General features: G+C 72.3%; 21 protein-coding genes and 2 pseudogenes. 14 read left to right on the top strand and 9 right to left on the bottom strand.

Annotated features, from left to right (window positions below; genetic code table 11):
- The first annotated feature begins 27 nt into the window (after positions 1–27).
- Positions 28–1,200, top strand: a complete 1,173-nt coding sequence (locus ACIRYZ_RS20255; RefSeq protein ID WP_402945952.1) for an aminotransferase class V-fold PLP-dependent enzyme — start codon at positions 28–30, stop codon at positions 1,198–1,200.
- Position 1,201: 1 nt separating this feature from the next.
- Here ACIRYZ_RS20255 and ACIRYZ_RS20250 read toward each other — a convergent pair whose 3' ends face one another.
- Together ACIRYZ_RS20250 and ACIRYZ_RS20245 are read right to left on the bottom strand one after the other, a co-directional pair.
- A complete protein-coding gene (locus tag ACIRYZ_RS20250; protein WP_393030883.1) occupies positions 1,202–1,597 on the bottom strand; it encodes an ArsR/SmtB family transcription factor in 396 nt (131 codons plus the stop codon).
- A 29-nt stretch (positions 1,598–1,626) separates the two neighbouring features.
- Positions 1,627–2,001, bottom strand: coding sequence for a hypothetical protein (locus tag ACIRYZ_RS20245; protein ID WP_393030886.1), 375 nt, complete (start codon positions 1,999–2,001; stop codon positions 1,627–1,629).
- Between the two features lie 242 nt (positions 2,002–2,243).
- On the opposite strand from ACIRYZ_RS20245, the gene ACIRYZ_RS20240 reads away from it, so the two are divergent.
- Entirely contained in the window at positions 2,244–5,099 is a 2,856-nt protein-coding gene (locus ACIRYZ_RS20240; RefSeq protein ID WP_402946086.1) for a DEAD/DEAH box helicase, read from the top strand.
- A 271-nt stretch (positions 5,100–5,370) separates the two neighbouring features.
- On the opposite strand, the gene ACIRYZ_RS20235 is transcribed toward ACIRYZ_RS20240, so the two are convergent.
- A complete protein-coding gene (locus ACIRYZ_RS20235; RefSeq protein ID WP_402946084.1) occupies positions 5,371–6,273 on the bottom strand; it encodes a 5'-3' exonuclease H3TH domain-containing protein in 903 nt (300 codons plus the stop codon).
- 57 nt (positions 6,274–6,330) lie between these two features.
- On the bottom strand, positions 6,331–7,395 hold the full coding sequence (locus tag ACIRYZ_RS20230; protein ID WP_402945950.1) for a cation diffusion facilitator family transporter: 1,065 nt from the start codon (positions 7,393–7,395) through the stop codon (positions 6,331–6,333).
- Between the two features lie 372 nt (positions 7,396–7,767).
- On the opposite strand from ACIRYZ_RS20230, the gene ACIRYZ_RS20225 reads away from it, so the two are divergent.
- Positions 7,768–7,902: a hypothetical protein gene (locus tag ACIRYZ_RS20225; protein WP_402945948.1), complete on the top strand. Its 135-nt coding sequence runs from the start codon at positions 7,768–7,770 to the stop codon at positions 7,900–7,902.
- A gap of 95 nt (positions 7,903–7,997) precedes the next feature.
- On the opposite strand, the gene ACIRYZ_RS20220 is transcribed toward ACIRYZ_RS20225, so the two are convergent.
- Positions 7,998–8,741 carry a gamma-glutamyl-gamma-aminobutyrate hydrolase family protein gene (locus tag ACIRYZ_RS20220; protein WP_393032025.1) on the bottom strand — a complete coding sequence of 248 codons (744 nt, stop codon included), beginning with the start codon at positions 8,739–8,741 and terminating at the stop codon, positions 7,998–8,000.
- 155 nt (positions 8,742–8,896) lie between these two features.
- Between ACIRYZ_RS20220 and ACIRYZ_RS20215 the strand changes: the two genes are divergently transcribed.
- From ACIRYZ_RS20215 to ACIRYZ_RS20195, 5 genes and pseudogenes are all read left to right on the top strand, one after another.
- Positions 8,897–10,282 carry a glutamine synthetase family protein gene (locus tag ACIRYZ_RS20215; protein ID WP_402945946.1) on the top strand — a complete coding sequence of 462 codons (1,386 nt, stop codon included), beginning with the start codon at positions 8,897–8,899 and terminating at the stop codon, positions 10,280–10,282.
- A gap of 70 nt (positions 10,283–10,352) precedes the next feature.
- Positions 10,353–10,469: pseudogene (locus ACIRYZ_RS20210) on the top strand (aldehyde dehydrogenase family protein); the annotation flags it as partial.
- Positions 10,470–10,509: 40 nt separating this feature from the next.
- Positions 10,510–10,620, top strand: a pseudogene (locus ACIRYZ_RS20205) (aldehyde dehydrogenase family protein); the annotation flags it as partial.
- A 7-nt stretch (positions 10,621–10,627) separates the two neighbouring features.
- A complete protein-coding gene (locus tag ACIRYZ_RS20200) occupies positions 10,628–11,413 on the top strand; it encodes a 3-oxoacyl-ACP reductase (RefSeq protein WP_402945944.1) in 786 nt (261 codons plus the stop codon).
- Positions 11,414–11,521: 108 nt separating this feature from the next.
- Complete coding sequence (locus ACIRYZ_RS20195) at positions 11,522–12,697, top strand: DUF2510 domain-containing protein (protein ID WP_402945942.1); 1,176 nt, start codon at positions 11,522–11,524, stop codon at positions 12,695–12,697.
- Between the two features lie 139 nt (positions 12,698–12,836).
- Here ACIRYZ_RS20195 and ACIRYZ_RS20190 read toward each other — a convergent pair whose 3' ends face one another.
- The 3 genes from ACIRYZ_RS20190 to ACIRYZ_RS20180 all read right to left on the bottom strand — a co-directional run bounded on the left by ACIRYZ_RS20190 (position 12,837) and on the right by ACIRYZ_RS20180 (position 15,671).
- Complete coding sequence (locus ACIRYZ_RS20190; protein ID WP_402945940.1) at positions 12,837–13,757, bottom strand: lytic polysaccharide monooxygenase; 921 nt, start codon at positions 13,755–13,757, stop codon at positions 12,837–12,839.
- A 243-nt stretch (positions 13,758–14,000) separates the two neighbouring features.
- Positions 14,001–14,399, bottom strand: coding sequence for a hypothetical protein (locus tag ACIRYZ_RS20185; protein WP_402945938.1), 399 nt, complete (start codon positions 14,397–14,399; stop codon positions 14,001–14,003).
- Between the two features lie 60 nt (positions 14,400–14,459).
- On the bottom strand, positions 14,460–15,671 hold the full coding sequence (locus ACIRYZ_RS20180; protein ID WP_402945936.1) for an alanine racemase: 1,212 nt from the start codon (positions 15,669–15,671) through the stop codon (positions 14,460–14,462).
- Positions 15,672–15,762: 91 nt separating this feature from the next.
- On the opposite strand from ACIRYZ_RS20180, the gene ACIRYZ_RS20175 reads away from it, so the two are divergent.
- Complete coding sequence (locus ACIRYZ_RS20175; RefSeq protein ID WP_402945934.1) at positions 15,763–16,536, top strand: SseB family protein; 774 nt, start codon at positions 15,763–15,765, stop codon at positions 16,534–16,536.
- 88 nt (positions 16,537–16,624) lie between these two features.
- On the opposite strand, the gene ACIRYZ_RS20170 is transcribed toward ACIRYZ_RS20175, so the two are convergent.
- On the bottom strand, positions 16,625–17,002 hold the full coding sequence (locus ACIRYZ_RS20170; RefSeq protein ID WP_363427199.1) for a DUF1844 domain-containing protein: 378 nt from the start codon (positions 17,000–17,002) through the stop codon (positions 16,625–16,627).
- A 479-nt stretch (positions 17,003–17,481) separates the two neighbouring features.
- On the opposite strand from ACIRYZ_RS20170, the gene infC reads away from it, so the two are divergent.
- The 5 genes from infC (at position 17,482) to ACIRYZ_RS20145 (ending at position 21,320) form a co-directional block, all read left to right on the top strand.
- Positions 17,482–18,216, top strand: a complete 735-nt coding sequence (gene infC / locus ACIRYZ_RS20165) for a translation initiation factor IF-3 (protein ID WP_402946073.1) — start codon at positions 17,482–17,484, stop codon at positions 18,214–18,216.
- A 144-nt stretch (positions 18,217–18,360) separates the two neighbouring features.
- Complete coding sequence (gene rpmI / locus ACIRYZ_RS20160; protein WP_030055648.1) at positions 18,361–18,555, top strand: 50S ribosomal protein L35; 195 nt, start codon at positions 18,361–18,363, stop codon at positions 18,553–18,555.
- A 108-nt stretch (positions 18,556–18,663) separates the two neighbouring features.
- Positions 18,664–19,059 carry a 50S ribosomal protein L20 gene (gene rplT / locus ACIRYZ_RS20155; protein ID WP_030055649.1) on the top strand — a complete coding sequence of 132 codons (396 nt, stop codon included), beginning with the start codon at positions 18,664–18,666 and terminating at the stop codon, positions 19,057–19,059.
- Between the two features lie 115 nt (positions 19,060–19,174).
- Entirely contained in the window at positions 19,175–20,041 is an 867-nt protein-coding gene (locus tag ACIRYZ_RS20150) for a TrmH family RNA methyltransferase (protein WP_393031997.1), read from the top strand.
- Positions 20,042–20,216: 175 nt separating this feature from the next.
- The gene (locus ACIRYZ_RS20145) at positions 20,217–21,320 is read left to right on the top strand and encodes an ATP-binding protein (RefSeq protein ID WP_402945931.1); all 1,104 of its coding nucleotides are present in this window, start codon (positions 20,217–20,219) and stop codon (positions 21,318–21,320) included.
- Positions 21,321–21,512: the final 192 nt, after the last annotated feature.

The raw sequence follows: 21,512 nt of genomic DNA, 5'->3' as shown, positions 1-21,512 counted from the left end.
CACACATCACGCCAGGGGAGGACCACCGTGATCGACGACCTGAGCACCGCCGAGCCCCCGGCCCCGCTGCTCGTCACTGAGGGCCTGTTCAGCGTCTCGCCGGGGGACGCGCACCTGAACCACGGCTCGTACGGCGCCGTGCCCGTCCCGGTGCAGCGGGTGCAGGAGCGGCTGCGGGCCGAGCACGAGCTCGATCCGGACGGCTTCTTCGCCGACCTGCCGGACCGGATCGCCGGGGCCCGGGTGCGGATCGCCGCCGAGCTGGCCACCGACCCGGCGCGGCTGGCGCTGGTCACCAACGTCACCGAGGCGGTCGCGATCGCCCTGGACAGCATCCCGTTCGCCCCCGGCGACCGGATCCTGGTCACCGACCACGGCTACGGCGCGGTCAACCAGGCCGTCGCCCGCAAGGCCGCCGAGACCGGCGCCGAGCTGGTGGTGGCCGAGGTCCCGCTGGACGCCCCGGACGAGGAGGCCGTACGGGAGGCGGTGCTCGCCGCCGTGGACGGCCGCACCACGGTGGCCGTCCTGGACCGGATCACCTCGCTCACCGCCCGTACGGTGGCCGCCCCGAAGCTCCTCGCCGAGCTGCGCGAGCGCGGGGTGACCACCGTGGTGGACGGCGCCCACGCCCCCGGCATGCTGCCCGCCCCGGTCGACCCGAACGCCGACTTCTGGTTCGGCAACCTGCACAAGTGGGCGTTCGCCCCGCGCGCCACCGGCGTGCTCGCCGTCCGCCCGGAGTGGACGGCCCGGGTCCGCCCGCTGGCGCTGTCCTGGGAGCACCACCGGGGCTTCCCGGCCAACGTCGAGTGGCGCGGCACGTGCGACTACACGCCCTGGCTGGCCGCCCCGGCCGGCTTCGAGCTGCTGCGCGGGCTCGGCTGGGAGGCGGTGGCCGCGCACAACGCGGCCCTCGCCTCCTACGGCCGGCGGGTGCTGGTCGAGCGGGCGGGCCTGCGGCCGCTGCCCGCGTCGCCCGAGGTGTGGATGCGCGCCGTGCGGCTGCCGGACGGCCGGTTCGGCACCGAGACGGAGGTCCGGGCGCTGCTGGCCGAGTTGTGGCGGCGGCACGGCATCCGGGTCGCCGTCCGGCCGGGGCCCGACGGCGGGGTGCTGCGGGTCAGCGCCCAGTTGTACAACCGGGCGGCGGAGTACGAGCGGCTCGCGGACGCGCTGGCGGAGCTGCTCAAGGAGTAGCTCAAGGGACACTTCGAGGAGTGGCCGGTCGCTGCGCGGAACCGCCGACCGCCTCGGGGAACGGCTGGTCGCCGGCCGCCCGCAGCTCGGCGAGCAGCATGTTCCGGTCGGCGAGCAGCCCGGTGAGGATCCGCCGGGCTGCTCGCAGCAGGTCGGCGACGTCGCCGCCGGCCAGCGCGTAGACCACCGTGCTGCCCTCCCGGGTGGCGGTGACGATGCCCGACCGGCGCAGCACCGCGAGTTGCTGCGACAGGCTGGAGGGCTCGACCTCCAGCTCGGCGAGCAGGCCACGGACGGGCGTCGGTCCGTCCTGGAGCAGCTCCAGCACCCGGATCCGGACGGGATGGCCGAGCATCCGGAAGAACTCGGCCTTGGCCTGGTACAGCGCTACCGTCACGAGGCCCCCCTTCCCTGGTGTCGGTGGGCTCAGATCTCCAGCGAGAGTTCGATCCGCTTGAGCTGGTGGCGGGCCATCGCGAGGTTGGAGCGGTTGCGGTTGAGCGCCAGGAAGAGGAACAGGCCGCGGCCGCTGGGCGTCGTGATCGGCCGGACCATGTGGTACTGGTGGGTCAGCGTGATCAGGATGTCCTCGATCTCGTTGTCGTGGAGGTTGAGCATCTCCATCGCCCGCATCTTGGCGCGGACCACGTCGGTGTTCCCGGCCGCGGCGACGTTGAGGTCCAGCTCGCCGCCGTCGCCGAGGCTGCCGAGGGCCATGCCGCTGCCGTAGTCGACCAGGGCGACGCCGATCGCGCCGTCGATCCCCATGGCCTCTTTGAGGGACGTCTCCAGGTTCGCCATCGTGGCTGTCCTCCCGTGAGTTGGTGGCTGTGACGACGAAGGTAGGGAGCAAACGCCGGACTCCACCGGGAATGACCGGAGACGTTCGAACCTGGCTACATCCCGATCACTTGAAGACATTTGCAACTATGGATCTGAGAGAGGAGTGATCTCCTGGCGCGGAAAACGGTGCTATCGATGTCACTCCTCCCGGGTAACCTCTCGCTGAGATGCGAGATCACACCAACCACACCCGGACGGCGATGAACACCCCCGACCCAGAGCCCCAGGAAGTCCAGGAGCTCAGCCCCGCCGAGGCGTACGCGGCCAGCCGTCGCCGGGCCAAGGAGCAGGCCACCGCCCTGTACGGCTTCCAGCAGCTGTACGACTTCCCGCTGGACGACTTCCAGCTGGAGGCCTGCGAGACGCTGGAGGCCGGGTCGGGCGTCCTGGTCGCCGCTCCCACCGGCTCCGGGAAGACCATCGTCGGCGAGTTCGCCGTGCACCTGGCCCTCCAGTCGGGCCGAAAGTGCTTCTACACCACGCCGATCAAGGCGCTGTCCAACCAGAAGTACGGCGACCTGGTCAAGCGCTACGGCGCCGCCAAGGTCGGCCTGCTCACCGGCGACAACAGCGTCAACGGCGACGCCCCCGTGGTGGTCATGACCACCGAGGTGCTGCGCAACATGCTCTACGCGGGCTCCAGCACCCTCGACGGCCTCGGCTACGTCGTCATGGACGAGGTGCACTACCTCGCCGACCGCTTCCGCGGCGCCGTCTGGGAGGAGGTCATCATCCACCTCCCCGAGTCGGTCACCCTCGTCTCGCTCTCCGCGACCGTCTCCAACGCGGAGGAGTTCGGCGACTGGCTGGACACCGTCCGCGGCGGCACCAAGGTGATCGTCTCCGAGACCCGCCCGGTGCCGCTGTGGCAGCACGTGATGGCCGGCAACCGGATGTACGACCTGTTCGCCAACCCGGACCGGGACGGCCGCCCCAAGAACAACCTGAAGAACCCCGGCAAGGCCGTCAACCCCGAGCTGGTCCGGCTCGCCCGCTCCGAACTGGACCGCAACCCCCGCGACCGCTTCGGCCGCGGCCGGGGCCGCTCGATGCCCAACGGCCGTCCCGGCCGGGTCTGGACCCCGGGCCGGGTCGACGTCATCGACCGGCTCGACGCCGAGGGCCTGCTGCCCGCGATCACCTTCATCTTCAGCCGGGCCGGCTGCGAGGCCGCCGTCCAGCAGTGCCTCAGCTCCGGGCTGCGGCTCAACAAGGACTCCGAGCGCGCCCAGGTCCGCGCCGTCGTCGAGGAGCGCTGCGCCGACATCCCCGACGAGGACCTGCACGTCCTCGGCTACTTCGAGTGGCTGGACGGGCTGGAGCGCGGCATCGCCGCCCACCACGCCGGGATGCTGCCCCGGTTCAAGGAGGTCGTCGAGGAGCTCTTCGTGAAGGGCCTGGTCAAGGCCGTCTTCGCGACCGAGACCCTGGCGCTCGGCATCAACATGCCCGCCCGCTCGGTGGTCATGGAGAAGCTGGTCAAGTGGAACGGCGAGACCCACGCCGACGTCACCCCCGGCGAGTACACCCAGCTCACCGGCCGGGCCGGGCGGCGCGGCATCGACGTCGAGGGCCACGCCGTGGTGCTCTGGCAGCGCGGCCTCGACCCCGAGGCGCTGGCCGGTCTGGCGGGCACCCGCACCTACCCGCTCAAGTCCTCGTTCCGGCCGAGCTACAACATGGCCGTCAACCTGGTCTCCCAGTTCGGCCGGCACCGCTCCCGCGAACTGCTGGAGACCTCCTTCGCCCAGTTCCAGGCCGACCGCTCGGTGGTCGGCATCGCCCGCCAGGTGCAGCGCAACGAGGAGGGCCTGGAGGGCTACCGCGAGTCGATGACCTGCCACCTCGGCGACTTCGACGAGTACATGGAGCTGCGCCGCCGACTCAAGGACCGCGAGAACGAGCTGGCCCGCGAGGGCACCAGCCAGCGCCGCGCGGCCGCCATCGAGTCCATCGAGCAGCTCAAGCCGGGCGACGTCATCCACGTGCCCACCGGCAAGTTCGCCGGCCTCGCGCTGGTCCTCGACCCGGGTCTGCCGCCGGTCAGCCGCTCCGGCCGGGGCGGCACGCGCCACCCCGACTTCCAGGACGGCCCGCGCCCGGTGGTGCTCACCGCCGAACGGCAGGTCAAGCGGCTCGCGATGATCGACTTCCCGCACCCGGTCGCCGCGATAGAACGCCTGCGCATCCCCAAGTCCTTCAACCCGCGCAGCCCGCAGTCCCGGCGCGACCTCGCCTCCGCGCTGCGCACCAAGGCCGGCCACCTGGAGCCCGAGCGGTTCCGGCGCGGCCGCGCGGCCGCCGCCGACGACCCGGAGATCACCCGGCTGCGCACCGAACTGCGCCAGCATCCCTGCCACGGCTGCTCCGACCGCGAGGACCACGCCCGCTGGGCCGAGCGCTACCACCGGCTGCACCGCGACACCGAACTGCTGGAACGCCGGATGCGCTCCCGCACCCACACCATCGCCCGCACCTTCGACCGGGTCTGCGGGCTGCTCACCGACCTCGGCTACCTGCGGGGCGACACCGTCACCGACGACGGCAAGCGGCTCGGCCGGCTCTACGGCGAACTCGACCTGCTCGCCTCCGAGTGCATCCGCGAGGGCGTCTGGAGCGGCCTGGCTGCCGCCGAACTCGCCGCCTGCGCCTCGGCGTTGGTGTACGAGGCGCGCCAGTCCGACGACGCCGGCGCCCCCCGGGTGCCGGAGGGCGCGGCCAAGGAGGCGCTCGGCAAGATGGTCCGGATCTGGGGCCACCTGGACGCCCTGGAGGAGCAGCACCGGATCAACACCGCCGAGGGCGTCGGCCAGCGCGAGCCCGACCTCGGCTTCGCCTGGGCCGCCTACCGCTGGGCGCTCGGCCACAGCCTCGACCAGGTCCTGCGCGACGCAGACATGCCGGCCGGCGACTTCGTCCGCTGGACCAAGCAGCTGATCGACGTCCTCGGCCAGATCCAGGACGCGGCCGGCGAGGACGCCGAACTCCGCAAGACCGCCCGCAAGGCCGTCGACGGCCTGCGCCGCGGCATCATCGCCTACTCCTCGGTGGGTTGATCCGCACCTCTCGGCGGAGGCCGCCAGAGCCCACGGCTCTGGCGGCCTCCTTGCGTTGGCCCCCACCCCCGCCGGTGCTTCCGTCGCCGCGTCGGCTCCTGCCGAAGCGGCGACGGCGCTGCGCAGGAAGTCGACTCGGCCCTCCCGGCCGCGACCAACTTTGTAGTGCAAAGTAGATAGGGGCCAAGAGTTCACGGGATGGCAAAGCAAAACGGGCTCCGGGAACGCCAGGGGCCCGCCGCGCGGTGCGACGGGCCCCTGTGGGGTGGGCTCAGCGGGCGGTCAGGGCCTCCAGGACGCGGTCGAGGGAGGTGCCGAGGCCCCAGCGGGTGGAGAGGTGTTCGAGGGTCATCGGGTCGAGCGGCTCCTGGGGGAGGGCCGGGTCGAAGTCGGGCAGCGGGGCGTCCTGGGCCACCCGGACGACGGTGGGGGCGACGTCGAGGTAGGGTGCGCCCTCGACGATGTTGCGGCGGCGGGCCGGGGTGAGCTTGGAACCCACGTCCAGCGCCGCGGCGCGGATGGCCGCGAGGTCGCCGTACTCGTTGATCAGCTGGGCGGCGGTCTTCTCGCCGATGCCCTTGACGCCGGGCAGGCCGTCGGACGGGTCGCCGCGCAGGGCGGCCATGTCGGCGTACTGGGCGCCGCGCACGCCGTACTTCTCCAGCAGCAGCGCGTCGTCGGTGACCTGCAGGTTGCCCATGCCCTTGACCGGGTAGAGGACGGTGATCCGCCGGGCGTCGTCGACCAGCTGGAACAGGTCGCGGTCGCCGGTGACGATCTGCACCGGGCCCTTGGCGCGGGCGGTGAGGGTGCCGATCACGTCGTCGGCCTCGTAGCCGGGGGAGCCGACCCGGGCGATGCCGAGGGCATCGAGCACCTGCTCGATCACCGGGACCTGCGGGGCCAGCGTGTCGGGCACCTCCTCCTCGCCGTCCTCGGCGGCTTCGGCGACCCGGTGGGTCTTGTAGGAGGGAACGAGGTCCACCCGCCACTGGGGGCGCCAGTCGGCGTCCATGCAGGCGACGAGTTCGTCGGGGCGGTGATCGTGGACCAGCCGGGCGATGAAGTCCAGCAGGCCGCGGACGGCGTTGACCGGCTCACCCTGCGGGGAGCGCAGGGTGTCCGGTACGCCGAAGTAGGCCCGGAAGTACAGGCTGGCGGAGTCGAGCAGCATCAGTCGCGGTGCGGTCACGTGTCAGATCATGCCGCACCGCGACGACGAAGAGCGGTCTCAGTGCTCGTGCGGGCCGGCGCGGTGCACCGGGCCGTGCGCGTCGGCGCAGTGTTCGGCGGCCGAATCGCCCGGGGCGGCGATCTGGAGCAGCGCGCCCGCATCGTCCTCGCCGACGTGGTCGACCTGGAGGGTGCTGTGGGTGATGCCGTACTCCTCGGCCAGCCGGCGCTGCAGCGAGCGCCGGACGGCGTGGCAGTCGCCGCCGGGGGTGACCAGGATGTGGGCGGACAGGGCCGGCTGGTTGGAGGTGATCTCCCAGATGTGCAGGTCGTGGATCTCCTCGACCAGCGGCTCGGCGACCAGTCGGTCGGCCACCGTGTCCGGGTCGATCCCGGCGGGGGCGGCCTCCAGGAAGATCCGTCCGGAGTCGCGGACCAGCCCGATGCCGGCCTTGAGCATCAGCGCGACCACGATCAGCGAGGCGATCGCGTCGGCCCGGGCGAAGCCGGTGGTCAGCATGATCGCACCGGCGACGGCGGTGGCGATGAAGGCGTACAGGTCGGTGAGGACGTGTTGGAAGGCGCCCTCGACGTTCAGCGAGCTGCGGTTGGCCTTCGACATGCACCAGGCGGCGGCCAGGTTGACCACGATCCCGATCAGCGCGGTGATCAGCACCAGCGAGCCGGTGACCTCGGGCGGCTCGATCAGCCGGGTGATCGCCTCGTAACCCAGCCAGGCCGACAGCACCAGCAGCGTGACGCCGTTGGCCTGCGCGGAGAGGATCTCGGCGCGCTTGAGCCCGTAGGTGTAGCCGCCGCGGGCCGGGCGAGCGGCGAGTCGCATGGCGACCAGGGCCAGCACGATCGAGGCGGCGTCGGTGAGCATGTGCGCCGCGTCGGAGATCAGGGCCAGCGACTGGGCGGCGAAGCCGACCACGACCTCGCCGGCCATGAAGACGACGATCAGGGCGAGGGCGCTGACCAGCCAGCGGCGGTCGGCGTCGGCTGAGACGCCGTGCGAATGGCCGCCGTGTCCGTGGCCGCCGTGCCCGTGCCCGCCGTGTCCGTGCGAGTTCTGGTGGTCATGCGCATGATCATTGTGGGAATGCTCGTGCCCGGCCATCGAAGTCCTCTCTGGACGCACGGGTGGAGGTGACGCGGTGCGATCGCCCCGCACTCGAAGTGAACCGCAGAATCGACAAAGATCCAAAGGCTGTACTGGTGACCGTTGTCGTTGCCGTTCAGTCGGCACTCGATTGCCGCTCACATGCCTCGCGTCGGCCCGGCCCGTGGGCGGGTTGCCGGCGGTATGTGCCCAGGTCAGGGCTGCGATCTGCGGTCACTTGAACGGGTGGGGCGAGCTTGCGCGGCCATGTGCCGGGCCGTGGCGATCACGGCCCGTGAAGATCGCTACCGCGGACTCCCCCCGCTGGCTCTCCGAACTCGAACCGACCGCCGAAGAGTTGATGAACCGCCATCTCGCGACGTCCCGCGAGTGGTTCCCGGCAACGACTTCTACGCCCTCTGGCTGGACGAGACCCTCGCCTGCACCGCCGCCAAGTGGGACGGCATCCCAGGACCACGCCCCCGCGAGCACCTCCCGTCCCCGGTCTCGACCCTTCAGGCCTGAACGTGAAGTTCCCCGCGCCCCGGCAGGGGCGCGGGGCAACAGGCCGCGTCCCGAATCCCCCCGTCCCCAGAGCCAGTTGCAGGCCCCGCCCGAGCTCAGCCCAGTGCCACCGCGTCGAGCGCCGCCGGGTCGAACGCCGCCGCGGTGGCGGCCCGTACCAGGGCCGCCATCACCCGCAGGTCGTCCCCCTGCTCCGGATGCCACTGCACCCCGACCGTGAACCCCGGTCCCTCCACCGCCTCCACCGTCCCGTCCGGCGCGAGTGCGCTCACCCGCAGGCCCGTCCCCAGCCGGTCCACCGCCTGGTGGTGGAAGGTCGGGACCGAGAGCTCGCTCTCCGGCAGCAGCCCGCCGAGCAGCGTCCCCGGCACCGGGCGCACCAGGTGTGCGCCGTAGTGCCCCGGTGTGCCCGCGTGGATGTCCACGTCGAGTACGTCCGGCAGGTGCTGCACCAACGTCCCGCCGCAGACCACGTTCAGCACCTGCATCCCCCGGCAGATCCCGAGCACCGGCATCCCGGCCGCCAGGGCGCCCCGCAGCAGCGCGACCTCCCAGGCGTCCCGCTCCGGCGAGTCGACCTCCGTCAGCGGGTGCGCCGGCTCGCCGTAGTACGCCGGGTCGATGTCCGGCCCGCCGGCGATGACCAGGCCGTCCAGCCGGGCGAGCACCTCGGGGGCGCGTTCGGGGGCGTCGGGCGGCAGGAGGACGGCGGTCCCGCCGGAGTTCCGGACGTACGCGGTGTACCGCTCGGGCACCAGGGCGACCCGGCGGCCCCGCCAGTCGCTCCAACTCGCGTCCACCAGGTAGGTGCTGACGCCGATCAAAGGCCTGCGATCCATGGCGCGCATTCTCCTCCCGCACCGGCTGATCCCTCGCCAAGCACGCATATCGGCGCGCCACACCCATCCGCCCTCTTCCGCCCCGCGAGCCGCAGGCCGTACGGTTCGCTGTGACCGCTTGAATTCAAAGAGTGATCGATGGGGAGGGTTCCGCCATGCCCGAGAACGCCGCCGCGGGCTCGCCGCCCCGGCCGCCGCTGACCCTGGACGAGCTGCGCACCCTGGTGGACGCCGGCGAGGTGCACACCGTGGCGCTCTCGTTCACCGACATGCAGGGCCGGCTGCAGGGCAAGCGCTTCGCCGCCCGGTTCTTCCTCGACGAGGTAGCCGAGAAGGGCGCCGAGGCCTGCGACTACCTGCTGGCCGTGGACGTGGACCTGAACACCGTGGACGGCTACGCCTTCTCCTCCTGGGCCACCGGCTACGGCGACTTCGCGATGCGCCCCGACCTCGGCACCCTGCGGCTGACCCCGTGGCAGCCCGGCACCGCCCAGGTCACCGCCGACCTGGCCCGGCACGGCGGCCACCCGGTGGACGCCGCCCCGCGCCAGCTGCTGCGCCGCCAGATCGCCCGGCTCGCCGAGTACGGCCTGGCCGCCGACATCGGCACCGAGCTGGAGTTCCTGGTGTTCCGCGACACCTACGAGCAGGCCTGGCTCGGCGGCTACCGCGGCCTGACCCCGGCGAACCTGTACAACGTGGACTACTCGATGCTGGGCACCGCCCGGATCGAGCCGCTGCTGTCCCGGATCCGCAACGAGATGGCGGGCGCCGGGCTGACCGTCGAGTCCGCGAAGGGCGAGTGCAACCTCGGCCAGCACGAGATCGCCTTCCGCTACACCGACGCCCTCGCCACCTGCGACCAGCACAGCGTCTACAAGACCGGCGCCAAGGAGATCGCCGCCCAACAGGGCTGCGCGCTCACCTTCATGGCCAAGTACGACGAGCGCGAGGGCAACAGCTGCCACATCCACCTGTCGCTGCGCGACGCGGTGGGCGCCCCCGCCTTCGCCGACCGCGACGGCCGGATGACCGACACCATGCGGCACTTCCTGGCCGGACAGCTCCTCGCACTGCGCGAGTTCAGCCTGCTGTACGCGCCGAACATCAACTCCTACAAGCGCTACCGCCCCGGCTCCTTCGCCCCGACCGCCGTCGCCTGGGGCCGGGACAACCGCACCTGCGCCTACCGGGTGGTCGGCCACGGCCCGGGGCTGCGGATGGAGAACCGGGTGCCCGGCGGCGACGTCAACCCGTACCTCGCGGTGGCCGGCATGATCGCCGCCGGTCTGTACGGCCTGCAGCACAAGCTCGACCTGCCCGCGCCCTGCCTGGGCAACGCCTATGCGGTGGAGGAGTACGCCCGGGTGCCCGGATCGCTGCGTGAGGCGGCCGAGTTGTGGGCGGAGAGCGAGCTGGCCCGGTCGGCCTTCGGCGACGACGTGGTCGAGCACTACCTGAACATGGCCCGGGTCGAGCAGGCCGCCTACGACGGGGCCGTCACCGACTGGGAGCGCTACCGATCCTTCGAACGGATGTGAGTCGTGACCGAGCCGACCGGCGGCACCGGGCCGACCAGCAGCACCGTCCGCAACCCCGCCAACCGGTGAGGTGCTCGCCACCGTCCCGGACACCACCGCCGAGCAGCTGGACGCGGCCGTCCAGCGGGCGGTGAAGGCCCAGGCGGGCTGGGCGGCGCCGGCGCCCGGCGAACGCGCCAGGCTGCTGCGCCGGTTCGCCGACCGGGTCGAGGCGCACATCCCCGAACTGGAGGCCCTTCGGCGGCTTCGGCGAGTCCGGGGTGGGCCGCGAGCTGAGGCCGGACGCGCTGCGCCACTTCACCGAGACCAAGAACGTCTTCATTCACAGCGAGGAGTAGGAGCCCGATGCGCGACAACGACATCGTCTGCCGCCGCCTGGTCGGCCGCACCGCCGTGGTCACCGGGGCGGGCAGCGGGATCGGTCTGGCCGCCGCGCGTCGGCTCGCCTCCGAGGGCGCCAAGGTGGTCTGCGCGGACCTGGACGAGGAGACCGGCCGGGCGGCCGCCAAGGAGGTCGGCGGGCTGTTCGTGCACACCGACGTCACCGACCCGTACATGGTCGAGGCGCTGTTCGACGAGGCGTACGAGACCTACGGCAGCGTGGACGTCGCCTTCAACAACGCGGGCATCTCGCCGCCCGAGGACGACTCCATCCTGACCACCGGCCTGGACGCCTGGCGCAGGGTCCAGGAGGTCAACCTGACCTCGGTCTACCTGTGCTGCAAGGCCGCGCTGCCGTACATGCGCCGGCACGGGCGGGGCTCGGTCATCAACACCGCCAGCTTCGTGGCCCGGATGGGCGCGGCCACCTCGCAGATCTCGTACACCGCCTCCAAGGGCGGGGTGCTGGCGATGTCCCGCGAGCTGGGCGTGCAGTTCGCCCGGGAGGGCATCCGGGTGAACGCGCTGTCGCCCGGGCCGGTGGACACCCCGCTGCTGCGCGAGCTGTTCGCCGAGGACCCGGAGCGCGCGGCCCGCCGGCTGGTGCACATCCCGCTCGGCCGCTTCGCCCGGGCCGAGGAGATCGCCGCCGCGGTGGCCTTCCTGGCCAGCGACGACTCCTCGTTCATCACCGCGAGCGAGTTCCTGGTGGACGGCGGCATCTCCGGGGCGTACGTCACCCCGCGCTAGGCCATCGGTGGGCCGTCGGCGGCTTCTCACTGTAATTTCATCGAAAACTGCGGCAATTGGCGGCTGTGCTGATTTCGCGTTTATCCGGCTGCCTTTAGATTCTGTGGTGTGAGCGAGCAGATTCCAGCCGGGTGGTACCCGGATCCGAAGGACATCACCAGCCACCCGAGGCCGCAGCGCTGGTGGGACGGGCAGGGCTGGACGGCCGACACCCGGCCCGCACCCTCGGACGCCCCGCAGCCGGAGCGTCCGGCCGCCGCGGCTCCGGGGCCGGGAGCGGCGGAGCAGCCCACGGTGCTGGAGGGCGAGGTCCTGGACAGCGGCCAGACGGTCCGCTACCCGGAGCCGCCGCCCTTCGGCGCCGCCTACGGCTCCTACGGTGAGCCCGCCAAGCCGCCGCGCAAGGCCTGGCGCAAGCCCTCCAAGCTGGTGGTGGCGACCGCCGTCGCGGCCCTGCTCGGGCTGGGCGCCGGCTCGGGGATCACCTATCTCGCGATGGACGGCCACGACAAGGACCGCACCCAGCGCAGCGCCCGGCAGCTGCCGGCGCCGAACGGCAACGCGGGGCCGTTCGGCGGAGTCCCGGGCTTCGGTGGCGGCAGCGGTGGCAGCGGTGGCGGTGGAAACGGCGGCGGCAGCGGGAAGTCCAAGCCGGGCGCCGGGAAGGCGGTCGACCTGGTGAACAAGCTCACCCTGCCGGTCCCCTCCGGCTGGCAGGCCGACCAGACCCCGGACGGCTACGCCGAGATCACCACCGGCTCGTACACCTGCGCGGACGGCAACAGCCAGTGCACCCTCGGCGGGGTGACCACCGGCCGGATCGACGGCGGCGGCACCGACGTCCGGGCGGCGGCCAAGGCGGACGTTGAGAAGGCCGCCAAGGAGTCGTACGGGGACACCACCGGGCACCAGGAGCTCAAGTCCGAGGCCGTGAAGGTCAACGGACAGGACGGCTACCTGGTCCGCTGGAAGGTGGACGCGGCCAAGGGCAACAGCGGCTACGTGCAGACCGTGGTCTTCCCGTCCACCGACGGCAAGGTGCTGGTCGCGGTGCACTTCGGCTTCGACATCGCCGACAAGGCGCCGGACGTCGCCGTGATGGACACCATCGTCAAGGGCATCGCCGATTTCAAGGGCAAGCTCCCGTCCTTCCCCGGCCTCCCGGGAGTGCCGGGGATGCCGGGCGGCGGCTCCGGCGGCTCCGGCGGCTCGGGCAGTTCTGGTGGCTCTGGTGGCACCGACGGCTCGGGCAGCCCCGACGGCTCAGGCACCGAGACCACCTGAGCCCCCCGCTCCTCACACTGCGGCGGCCCACCCGGGAGGAATCCCTCCCGGGTGGGCCGCCGCCGTTCACCCCGGCTCCTCGACGGAGCCGCGGAACCGGACCGGACGGGGGTGGGCCGGCCCGGCCCCGCGTCCGGCGTCAGGAGTCGCGTCGAACAGCCTCGACGCGACGGCGCCGGAGCACCATGCCCGCCCAGCCGACGCCGAGCGCGGCGGCACCGGCCAGCAGCAGCGGACCGGTGGCCGAGGTACCGGCCACGGCCGCGGAGGTGGTCGGGATCGGCTGGCCGGCGGGGGCGTTCGGGTCCCCGCCGTGGCCGTGGTGGGCGACCGTGGACCTGGGGGCATCGGCGGCGATCTGCGCGTCGCTGGGCGCGGCCGGGGCGGCGAGCGAGGAGACGGCCGGGGTGCCCGCGGCGGTGGGCGTGCCGAAGTCGACGTCGGAGCAGCTGTAGAACGCCTCGGGGCTGTCGCTGCGCTGCCAGATCATGTACAGCAGCTGGCGGCCGGTGCGCTGCGGCAGGGTGCCCGAGTAGGTGTAGTACCCGTTGACGGCGGTGCGGTCGACCTGCACCTGGGCCACCGGGGTCGGGTCGAGGTCCGACCACTTCAGCGGCTTGGTCGGGTCGTAGCCCGGCTTGGTGATGTAGATGGTCTGGGTGCCGACGTGCGGCGCGGTGGTGCGGAACTGGAAGGTGAAGTTGCCCGCGCTGACCGGGGTGGTCGGCCAGTCGGTGCGCGGCCAGTCCAGCGCCGCGTACTTGTCGCGGTTGGCCGAGCAGAGCCTGCCGTCCGGGATCAGCGCCTGGTGGTTCCCGGCGGCGTTGGCGATGTTGACCTCGTTCCAGTCGTACAGCGGCTGGGTGCCGCTCGCCGCGACGAGGTCCTTGCAGACCTGCGACACCGGGTGCTCCGGGCCCTCGGCGTAGCAGGCGGCGATTCGGCTGACGGGGTTGGTCATCGTGCCGTGGGCGCTGGCGGTACCGGCGGTGGTCGCGGCCACCGCGAGCACCGCGGCGCCGACCACGCCGACGGACAGGGCACTTCGCTTGATGGACATGGGGTGGGGACTCCTTGACCGTCGTTCCGGGCGGGTGTGGGGGAGAGCGGACACGCCTGCCCGTTCGGGGCCGCCCGGCCCGGATCGCGGGCCCCGGCCAGAGCGTAGGATTGGTCTGGACCAGATGGCAATAGCCTTGCGTGGCACGCTTATTGACGGACTGTAGGCATCGGAGCAGCGCAAAGGCCCGATGGGGCACCTGGGTTAGGTGTTCCATCGGGCCCGCTTAAGGCTCGGAAAAGGTCAGCGCTGCATGTTCTGGATGAAGCCCGACTGGATCACGGACTCGTTGTACGTCCCGTCCTTGATCTCGTTGTGGATGTACGTCGAGCCGGTCTCCTGCTGGGGCAGTCTGGGGCTGAACTCGTTGAGGATGGCCTGGAGTTCGGCGACCGCCTCCGGGTTGTTTCGCAGCGCCAGGCGCAGCCGTCGCTGCCACTGCGGGACCTGGCCGTCGACGCCCTCCGGGTCCTCGGCGATCTCGACCTGGATCTCGTCCAGCTCCTGCGTCACCTCCTCCTCCCGGTCCCGCCCGAACAGGGCGGCGAAGCGCGGCTTGACCCGCGTCCAGGCTTCGGTGACCATCAGGCCGACCAGTGCGGTCGCGCCCCTCGTCGCAAGCTCCGCGATCTCGGCTTCCATGCCGCTCCCTCATCACTGCCGCAGTGTCGTCCCCACGGTAGGCCACCGACCGGCGGCCCGTCAGAGGAAGGCCTTCCCCTCACCCCGGTAGGTCGGCACGGTGCGCACGATCCGGTCGCCCTCGATCAGGTGCAACTCCGCGAAGCGCTCGCACAGTTCGCCCGCCTTGGCGTGCCGGAACCAGACCCGGTCGCCGATCAGCAGGTCGTCCGCGGCCGAGCCGAGCAGCGGGGTCTGCACCTCGCCGGCGCCCTCCATCGGGTCGTAGCGCAGCCCCGGCGGCAGGTACGGCACCGGCGAGCGGTCCGGTCCGGCCGCGCCGGAGGCCGGGTAGCCGCCGCCGAGCACCGTCACCACCCCGACCCCGGGGCGGCGCACCACTGGCTGGCCGAACAGGGCGGCCGGACGGCCCCGGAACACGCGGTAGTTGTCGAACAGCTGCGGCTGGTACAGCCCGGAGCCGGCCGCGACCTCGGTGACGGCCTGCTCGGCCACGGTGGACTCCACGCTGCCGGTGCCGCCGCCGTTGACGAACTCCAGCTCGGCCACCTGGCGCAGTCGCCGGACCGCCGCCGCGCGCCGCTCGGCCAGCTCGGCCCGGGCCCGGCCCTGCATCAGCCGGATCAGCTGCGAGCGCACCGGCCGCCCCGGCACCCGGTCTCCCACCCCGGCGATGTGCCCCTCGTACGCCATCAGGCCGACCACCCGGAAGCCCGGGCGGCGCCGGACGAGTTCGGCGAAGGCTTCCAGCTCCTCCGGGGTGCGCAGCGGCGAGCGCCGGGCGCCCACCCGGACCCGCCCGCCGAGCAGGTGCAGCGCGGTGTCCAGCTCCAGGCAGACCCGCACCTCGGCGTCGCCGGAGCGCGCCTTGTCGATCAGGTCCAGCTGGGCCGGGTCGTCCAGGACGACGGTGATCCCGGCGGCCAGCTCCGGATCGGCGGTCAGCTCGGCGTAGCCGTCCCGGTCGGTGGAGGGGTAGGCGAGCAGGACGTCGCGCACGCCGGTACGGGCCAGCCAGAGCGACTCGCCCAGGGTGAAGCTCATCACCCCGAGGAAGCCGTCCACGGCCAGCGCCCGGTCCAGCAGCGCCCGGCAGCGCAGCGACTTGCTGGCCACCCGGATCGGCTTCCCACCGGCCCGGCGCACCAGGTCGGCGGCGTTGGCGTCGAAGGCGGCGAGGTCCACGACGGCCACCGGCCCGTCCAGGTGGGCGGTGGCCCGGTCGTAACGGTGGCGGTCGGAGACGGGGACGGGTGCATCGAGGATGACCATGCGCGCAGGGTGCCACAGGGCGCTACCGGCGGGTAGGGGGCGCGTGCGGGGAAATGCGGGCGGTGGTCCGCGGTGGCATAGGGTCGGCCGGGTGGACCGCAAAGACTTCTCCAACCCGGCGTTCGTCGGCAAGAGCATCCCGAATCCCGGCTTCTCCGACGACGACGGCACGGCGGACCCGGCACTGGCCGCGGCCCTCGCCCGCTGGTCGCAGGACCGTACGGCCGAGCCCGAGGTGCTGGCGGCACTGGCCCCGGCCCGGCTGATGGTCCCGATCGTCGCCCTCCTCGGCGAGGTCGAGGTGGACGAGCACGGACACAAGCACGACAAGAGCAGCGACATGGCCGTCCCGGTGCTGGAGGCCCCGGACGGGCGCCGCGCGCTGCCGGCCTTCACGTCACTGGAGACGCTCACCCGCTGGCGGGCCGACGCCCGCCCGGCACCGACGGCGGCCCCGCAGGCCGCGATGGTCGCCTTCTCCGAGCGTGCCGACACCCTGCTGATCGACCCGGCCGGGCCGGTGCCCTTCCTGCTGGCCGGCGCCCGGCTGCGGGCGCTGGCGGAGAACCGTCCGTACCTGCCGCCGGTGACGGACCCGGAGGTGCGCGAGGCGGTCCGGGCGCTGCTGGCGGCCGAGCCGCAGGTGGTCAGCGGACTGCTGGCGCCGTCGGAGGACTCGGACGGGGTGCTCGCGGTGGTGTTCGACCCGGCGCTGGACCAGGCGGGGCTGCAGGAGGCCGCGCAGCGGGTCGGCCGGGCGGTGGCCGGGGACCCGGTGCTGCGGGTGCGGCTGGACCGGGGGCTGGACCTCGCGGTACTCCCGGCGAGCGCGCAGCTGCCGGGGGAGCCGCTGTACCGGCGGTAGAAGCGCCTGGGGCACCTATCGAATTCGGTAGGTGCCCCAGGAGAAGCGGATCCACCCCCGAAATTTCGGGGGTGCTATTCGATCGATCTCAGCTGTAAACCGGCCCGGTGAACTTCTCGCCCGGCCCGGTGCCCGGCGCGTCCGGCACGAGCGAGGCCTCGCGGAAGGCCAGCTGCAGCGAGCGCAGGCCGTCCCGCAGCGGGGCCGCGTGGAAGTTGCTGATCTCGGGGGCACCGGCGGTGACCAGCCCGGCGAGCGCGGTGATCAGCTTGCGGGCCTCGTCCAGGTCCTTGTCCTTCTCGCCACCCTCGGCGAGGCCGCACTTGACCGCGGCCGCGCTCATCAGGTGCACCGCGACGGTGGTGATCACCTCGACGGCCGGGACCTCGGCGATGTCGCGGGTGAGGTCGTCGAAGCCGATCGCGTCGTCGTCCGCGCCGGGGTTCTGGGTGGGCTCGCTGCTCAAGGGTGGCTCGTTCCTTCGTGCCGGGTGGGTACACGTGGAGCGTACAAGGGGCGTGTGACGCGCGGGAAAAGGCAGTGCGCCGGGGCGGAATAGCGTTCGACTCCCCGGCGCTGTATGCTTCGAGACTGACCGGCCGGGATCCCTCACGGGCACCTGGCCAGCAAGTGGAGGCTCCACTGCGAGGAGGCCCGAGAGGGCAACCGCGAAAGTCTCCCACCTGATCGGCCTCACGGTCGACGGGTCCGGTCCGCGACGGGCGCCACGGCGCCGAGTCGCTGCAGCGCCCCTCACCGGGTGCCGCCCCCGGTTGTGTGGAGCCCCGCTTGTACCGAGCGGGGCTTTTTTCGTGTCGCGGTGCTCGCGGTGCCGAGAGGTACCGGGCAGCGCAGCTCGAATGAAGCCCCGCCCAGTGGTCGAGTCCACTACGTGCGACCGCCGTCCGACGGCCGCATCGCAGAAGGTGCAACCGAGGAGGCCCCATCAGCACCGAGCCCCGCATCAACGACCGGATTCGCGTCCCGGAGGTGCGACTCGTCGGTCCCAGCGGCGAGCAGGTCGGCATCGTGCCGCTTGCCAAGGCGCTGGAGCTCGCGCAGGAGTACGACCTCGACCTGGTCGAGGTCGCGGCGACCGCCCGGCCGCCGGTGTGCAAGCTCATGGACTACGGCAAGTTCAAGTACGAGTCGGCCATGAAGGCCCGTGAGGCGCGCAAGAACCAGGCGCACACGGTCATCAAGGAGATGAAGCTCCGGCCGAAGATCGACCCGCACGACTATGACACCAAGAAGGGTCACGTCGTCCGGTTCCTCAAGCAGGGCGACAAGGTCAAGATCACGATCATGTTCCGTGGTCGTGAGCAGTCCCGCCCCGAGCTGGGCTTCCGTCTGCTGCAGCGGCTCGCCGACGACGTCCAGGAGCTGGGCTTCGTCGAGTCCTCGCCGAAGCAGGACGGCCGGAACATGATCATGGTTCTTGGCCCGCACAAGAAGAAGACCGAGGCGATGGCCGAGGCCCGCGCCCTCGCGGACGCCCGCAAGGCCGAGCGGCTGGGCCGGACCCCCGGCTCCGACGCCGCCCCCGAGGACGACGACGCGGTGGCCGAGGACCTGGTGGCCGACGACGCAGTGACCGAGGAGCAGGACGCCCCGGTCGAGGCGCCGGCCACCGAGGCCGAGGCTCCGGTCGAGCAGCCGGCCGCCTCCCAGGGCGCCTGAGCCGACACCGGCTCGGGGCAGTCCGGGAGACCGGCCCCTAGGGTGACAGGGCGTCCCGCCCGGTCACCGCAGATCCATCCAGTTCACGCCCGCGCGGCACAGGTTGCGCGGGCGTGAACGGGACCGACGAGGAGATACGGCGAAATGCCGAAGCAGAAGACGCACAGTGGCGCCAGCAAGCGCTTCAAGATCAGTGGCTCTGGCAAGGTGCTGCGCGAGCGCGCCGGCCGCCGCCACCTCCTGGAGCACAAGCCCTCGACGCTGACCCGCAAGCTGGCCGGGACGGTCGAGCTGGCCCCCGCTGACGCCAAGAAGATCAAGAAGCTTCTCGGCAAGTGATCGCCCTCCCGCCCGGCGCGAGCCGGTGCGGGGCAGCTGATCCTTCCCGACCCATTCGAATGACGGACCACGTGAAGTAGTCCGTGGTCCAACCCAAGGAGTAATCAAGTGGCACGCGTCAAGCGGGCAGTCAACGCCCACAAGAAGCGCCGGGTCATCCTGGAGCGCGCCAGCGGCTACCGTGGCCAGCGCTCGCGCCTGTACCGCAAGGCCAAGGAGCAGGTCACCCACTCGCTGGTCTACAACTTCAACGACCGCAAGAAGCGCAAGGGCGACTTCCGTCAGCTGTGGATCCAGCGCATCAACGCTGCGGCCCGTGCCAACGGCATCACCTACAACCGCTTCGTGCAGGGCCTGAAGGCCGCCAGCGTCGAGATCGACCGCAAGATGCTGGCCGACCTGGCCGTCAACGACCCGGGTGCGTTCGCCTCCCTGGTCGAGGTCGCCCAGAAGGCGCTGCCGGCCGACGTGAACGCCCCGAAGGCTGCCGCGGACGCCGCCTGATCTTCCGAGATCGGTTGAGCTCTGACCGGACCCGCAGGCTCTCCTGCGGGTCCGGTTCTGCGTTCCGCCCCCAGCGTCAGCACCTCCAGAGTCAGCGCCCCCAGAGAACGAGACCATGCCGAGCACCGACACCCCCCTGCTCACCTCCCTGCGCTCGCCGCGCGTCGTCGCCGCCCGCCGGCTGGCCAAGCGGAACCAGCGCACCAAGGAGCGCCGCTTCCTGGCCGAGGGCCCGCAGGCCGTCCGGGAGGCCGTCGCCTTCGGCAAGCTGCCGGGGACGGCCGAGCACGCCGTGGTCGAGGTGTACGTGGGCCTGGAGGCCGCCGAGCGGCACGCGGACATCGTCGAGGCTGCCCTGGCCGAGGGACTGCCGGTGCTGACCGCCACCGACGAGGTGATCGCCGACATCTGCGACACGGTGACCCCGCAGGGCATCGTGGCGCTCTGCCGCTTCATCGACACCCCGTTCGCCGAGGTGCTCAAGGCCCGGCCGAAGCTGGTGGCGATCCTCGCCCACGTGCGCGACCCCGGGAACGCCGGCACCGTGCTGCGCACCGCCGACGCGGCCGGCGCGGACGCCGTGGTGCTCACCGACGCCTCGGTGGACCTCTACAACCCGAAGGCCGTCCGGGCCTCCGTCGGCAGCCTGTTCCACCTGCCGGTGGCGGTCGGCGTGCCGGTCGAGGAGGCGGTCGGGAAGCTGCGCGAGGCCGGGATCCGGGTGCTCGCCGCGGACGGCGCGGGGGAGCGCGACCTGGACCAGGAGCTCGACGAGGGCACCCTGGGCGCGCCCGGCGCGTGGGTGTTCGGCAACGAGGCGTGGGGGCTCCCGGAGGAGACCCGTGCGCTCACCGACGAGGTCGTGCGCGTCCCGATCCACGGGCACGCCGAGAGCCTCAATCTGGCCACCGCCGCGGCCGTCTGCCTGTACGCCTCGGCCCGGGCGCAGCGTTCGCCCGGCGGCTGCCGCTCGAACGGCTGACACGCGCCGTGGGGCGTGTCATGCGGGTCCTCGCCGGGTCCGCGGCAAAACCCACGGGACACGCCCCGAGCGCGCCGGGATCACCACGCTGCAAGCCCTACTGTCGGGGCCTGCGAGGCGCTAGGGTCTGCCTCGGTGTGGGGAACGGCACGGTGGGTAATCGGGGAGGCAACCCATGGTCGGAAGCGGGCCCGAGCTCGACCCGGACGACCTGCCGGACGGCCTGGTGGTCGCCGACGCGCTGGGTCGGGTGGTCTGCTTCAACCGGGCCGCGGCCCGGCTCACCGGCGTGCTCCCGGCGGCCGCGCTCGGCAGCGTGCTGGAGGACGTCCTGCCGCTGGAGGACCTGGACGGCCGCCGCTGGTGGCAGCTGACCGACCCGTACGGCGGCTTGGCCATCCGCACCGGCCAGCCCGAGCGCAACCTGCTGCTGCCCGGTGGCCGTGAGGTGCTGGTCTCCGCGCGCTACATCCGCACCGAGCCCGGCGGGCCGCTGGAGCGCCTGGTGATCGCCCTGCGCGGCACCGAGGCGCGGCGTCGCACCGAGCGCAGCCACGCCGAGCTGATCGCCACCGTCGCGCACGAGCTGCGCTCCCCGTTGACCAGCGTCAAGGGCTTCACGGCCACGCTGCTGGCCAAGTGGGAGCGGTTCACCGACGGGCAGAAGCGGTTGATGCTGGAGACCGTGGACGCGGACGCCGACCGGGTCACCCGGCTGATCGCCGAGCTGCTGGACATCTCCCGGATCGACGCCGGGCGGCTGGAGCTGCGCAAGCAGGTGGTCGACCTGGCGGCGGCGGTGCGCCGGCACGTCGAGCGCAAGGTCGCCACCGGCATCCCGGAGGAGCGCTTCGACATCCGGATCAGCGAGCCGCTGACGGTGCTGTGGGCGGACCCGGACAAGGTCGACCAGGTGCTGGCCAACCTGCTGGAAAACGCGGTGCGCCACGGCGAGGGAACTGTCACGATCGAGGTGGCACCGGCCAAGGAGGTCGTCGAGGCGCCCGTCTGGGAGCGCTCCGGCACCCCGCCCCGCATCGTGGAAGGCACCGCGGTCACCGTGAGCGACGAAGGAAGCGGCATCCCCGAGGAGTCGATCCCGCGCGTCTTCACCCGCTTCTGGCGGGGCTCCAAGCGCGGTGGCACCGGCCTCGGGCTCTATATCGTCAAGGGCATCGTGGAGGCCCACGGCGGCTCGATCCGGGTCGACCGCGCGCCCGGCGGCGGGGCCAGGTTCCGATTTATCCTGCCCGCCGGGGTGCCCGACTTCATGCTCTGAACGAGCATGGACGACCAGCAGAGCATGCTGTGGTCGGGGCCCGGACGGGCTTGACGGCAGCCGCGCTACGCGCTGCGACTACACTCGACCTTTGGCGTTGCGCAACGCCCTGTGCGGCTGTGCCGCGGACGCCCCTCCCCGTTCGTACGGAGATCGGCTGCCCGCGCCCCGGCCCCGCCGGGCGTGACGCGA

This window comes from Kitasatospora sp. NPDC101155 (assembly GCF_044768305.1).
Classification (GTDB): domain Bacteria; phylum Actinomycetota; class Actinomycetes; order Streptomycetales; family Streptomycetaceae; genus Kitasatospora.
Note: the sequence above shows the minus strand (reverse complement) of the source record. Positions and strands in the feature narration are given on the sequence as shown.

Coding starts and splice junctions, on each gene's coding strand:
- ACIRYZ_RS20245 (WP_393030886.1), bottom strand. CDS start 2,001: ATGGCGAACCTGGAGACGTCCCTCAAAGAGGCCATGGGGATCGACGGC.
- ACIRYZ_RS20240 (WP_402946086.1), top strand. CDS start 2,244: ATGAACACCCCCGACCCAGAGCCCCAGGAAGTCCAGGAGCTCAGCCCC.
- ACIRYZ_RS20235 (WP_402946084.1), bottom strand. CDS start 6,273: ATGCTGCTCGACTCCGCCAGCCTGTACTTCCGGGCCTACTTCGGCGTA.
- ACIRYZ_RS20230 (WP_402945950.1), bottom strand. CDS start 7,395: ATGGCCGGGCACGAGCATTCCCACAATGATCATGCGCATGACCACCAG.
- ACIRYZ_RS20220 (WP_393032025.1), bottom strand. CDS start 8,741: ATGGATCGCAGGCCTTTGATCGGCGTCAGCACCTACCTGGTGGACGCG.
- ACIRYZ_RS20215 (WP_402945946.1), top strand. CDS start 8,897: ATGCCCGAGAACGCCGCCGCGGGCTCGCCGCCCCGGCCGCCGCTGACC.
- ACIRYZ_RS20200 (WP_402945944.1), top strand. CDS start 10,628: ATGCGCGACAACGACATCGTCTGCCGCCGCCTGGTCGGCCGCACCGCC.
- ACIRYZ_RS20190 (WP_402945940.1), bottom strand. CDS start 13,757: ATGTCCATCAAGCGAAGTGCCCTGTCCGTCGGCGTGGTCGGCGCCGCG.
- ACIRYZ_RS20185 (WP_402945938.1), bottom strand. CDS start 14,399: ATGGAAGCCGAGATCGCGGAGCTTGCGACGAGGGGCGCGACCGCACTG.
- ACIRYZ_RS20180 (WP_402945936.1), bottom strand. CDS start 15,671: ATGGTCATCCTCGATGCACCCGTCCCCGTCTCCGACCGCCACCGTTAC.
- rpmI (WP_030055648.1), top strand. CDS start 18,361: ATGCCGAAGCAGAAGACGCACAGTGGCGCCAGCAAGCGCTTCAAGATC.
- ACIRYZ_RS20150 (WP_393031997.1), top strand. CDS start 19,175: ATGCCGAGCACCGACACCCCCCTGCTCACCTCCCTGCGCTCGCCGCGC.
- ACIRYZ_RS20145 (WP_402945931.1), top strand. CDS start 20,217: ATGGTCGGAAGCGGGCCCGAGCTCGACCCGGACGACCTGCCGGACGGC.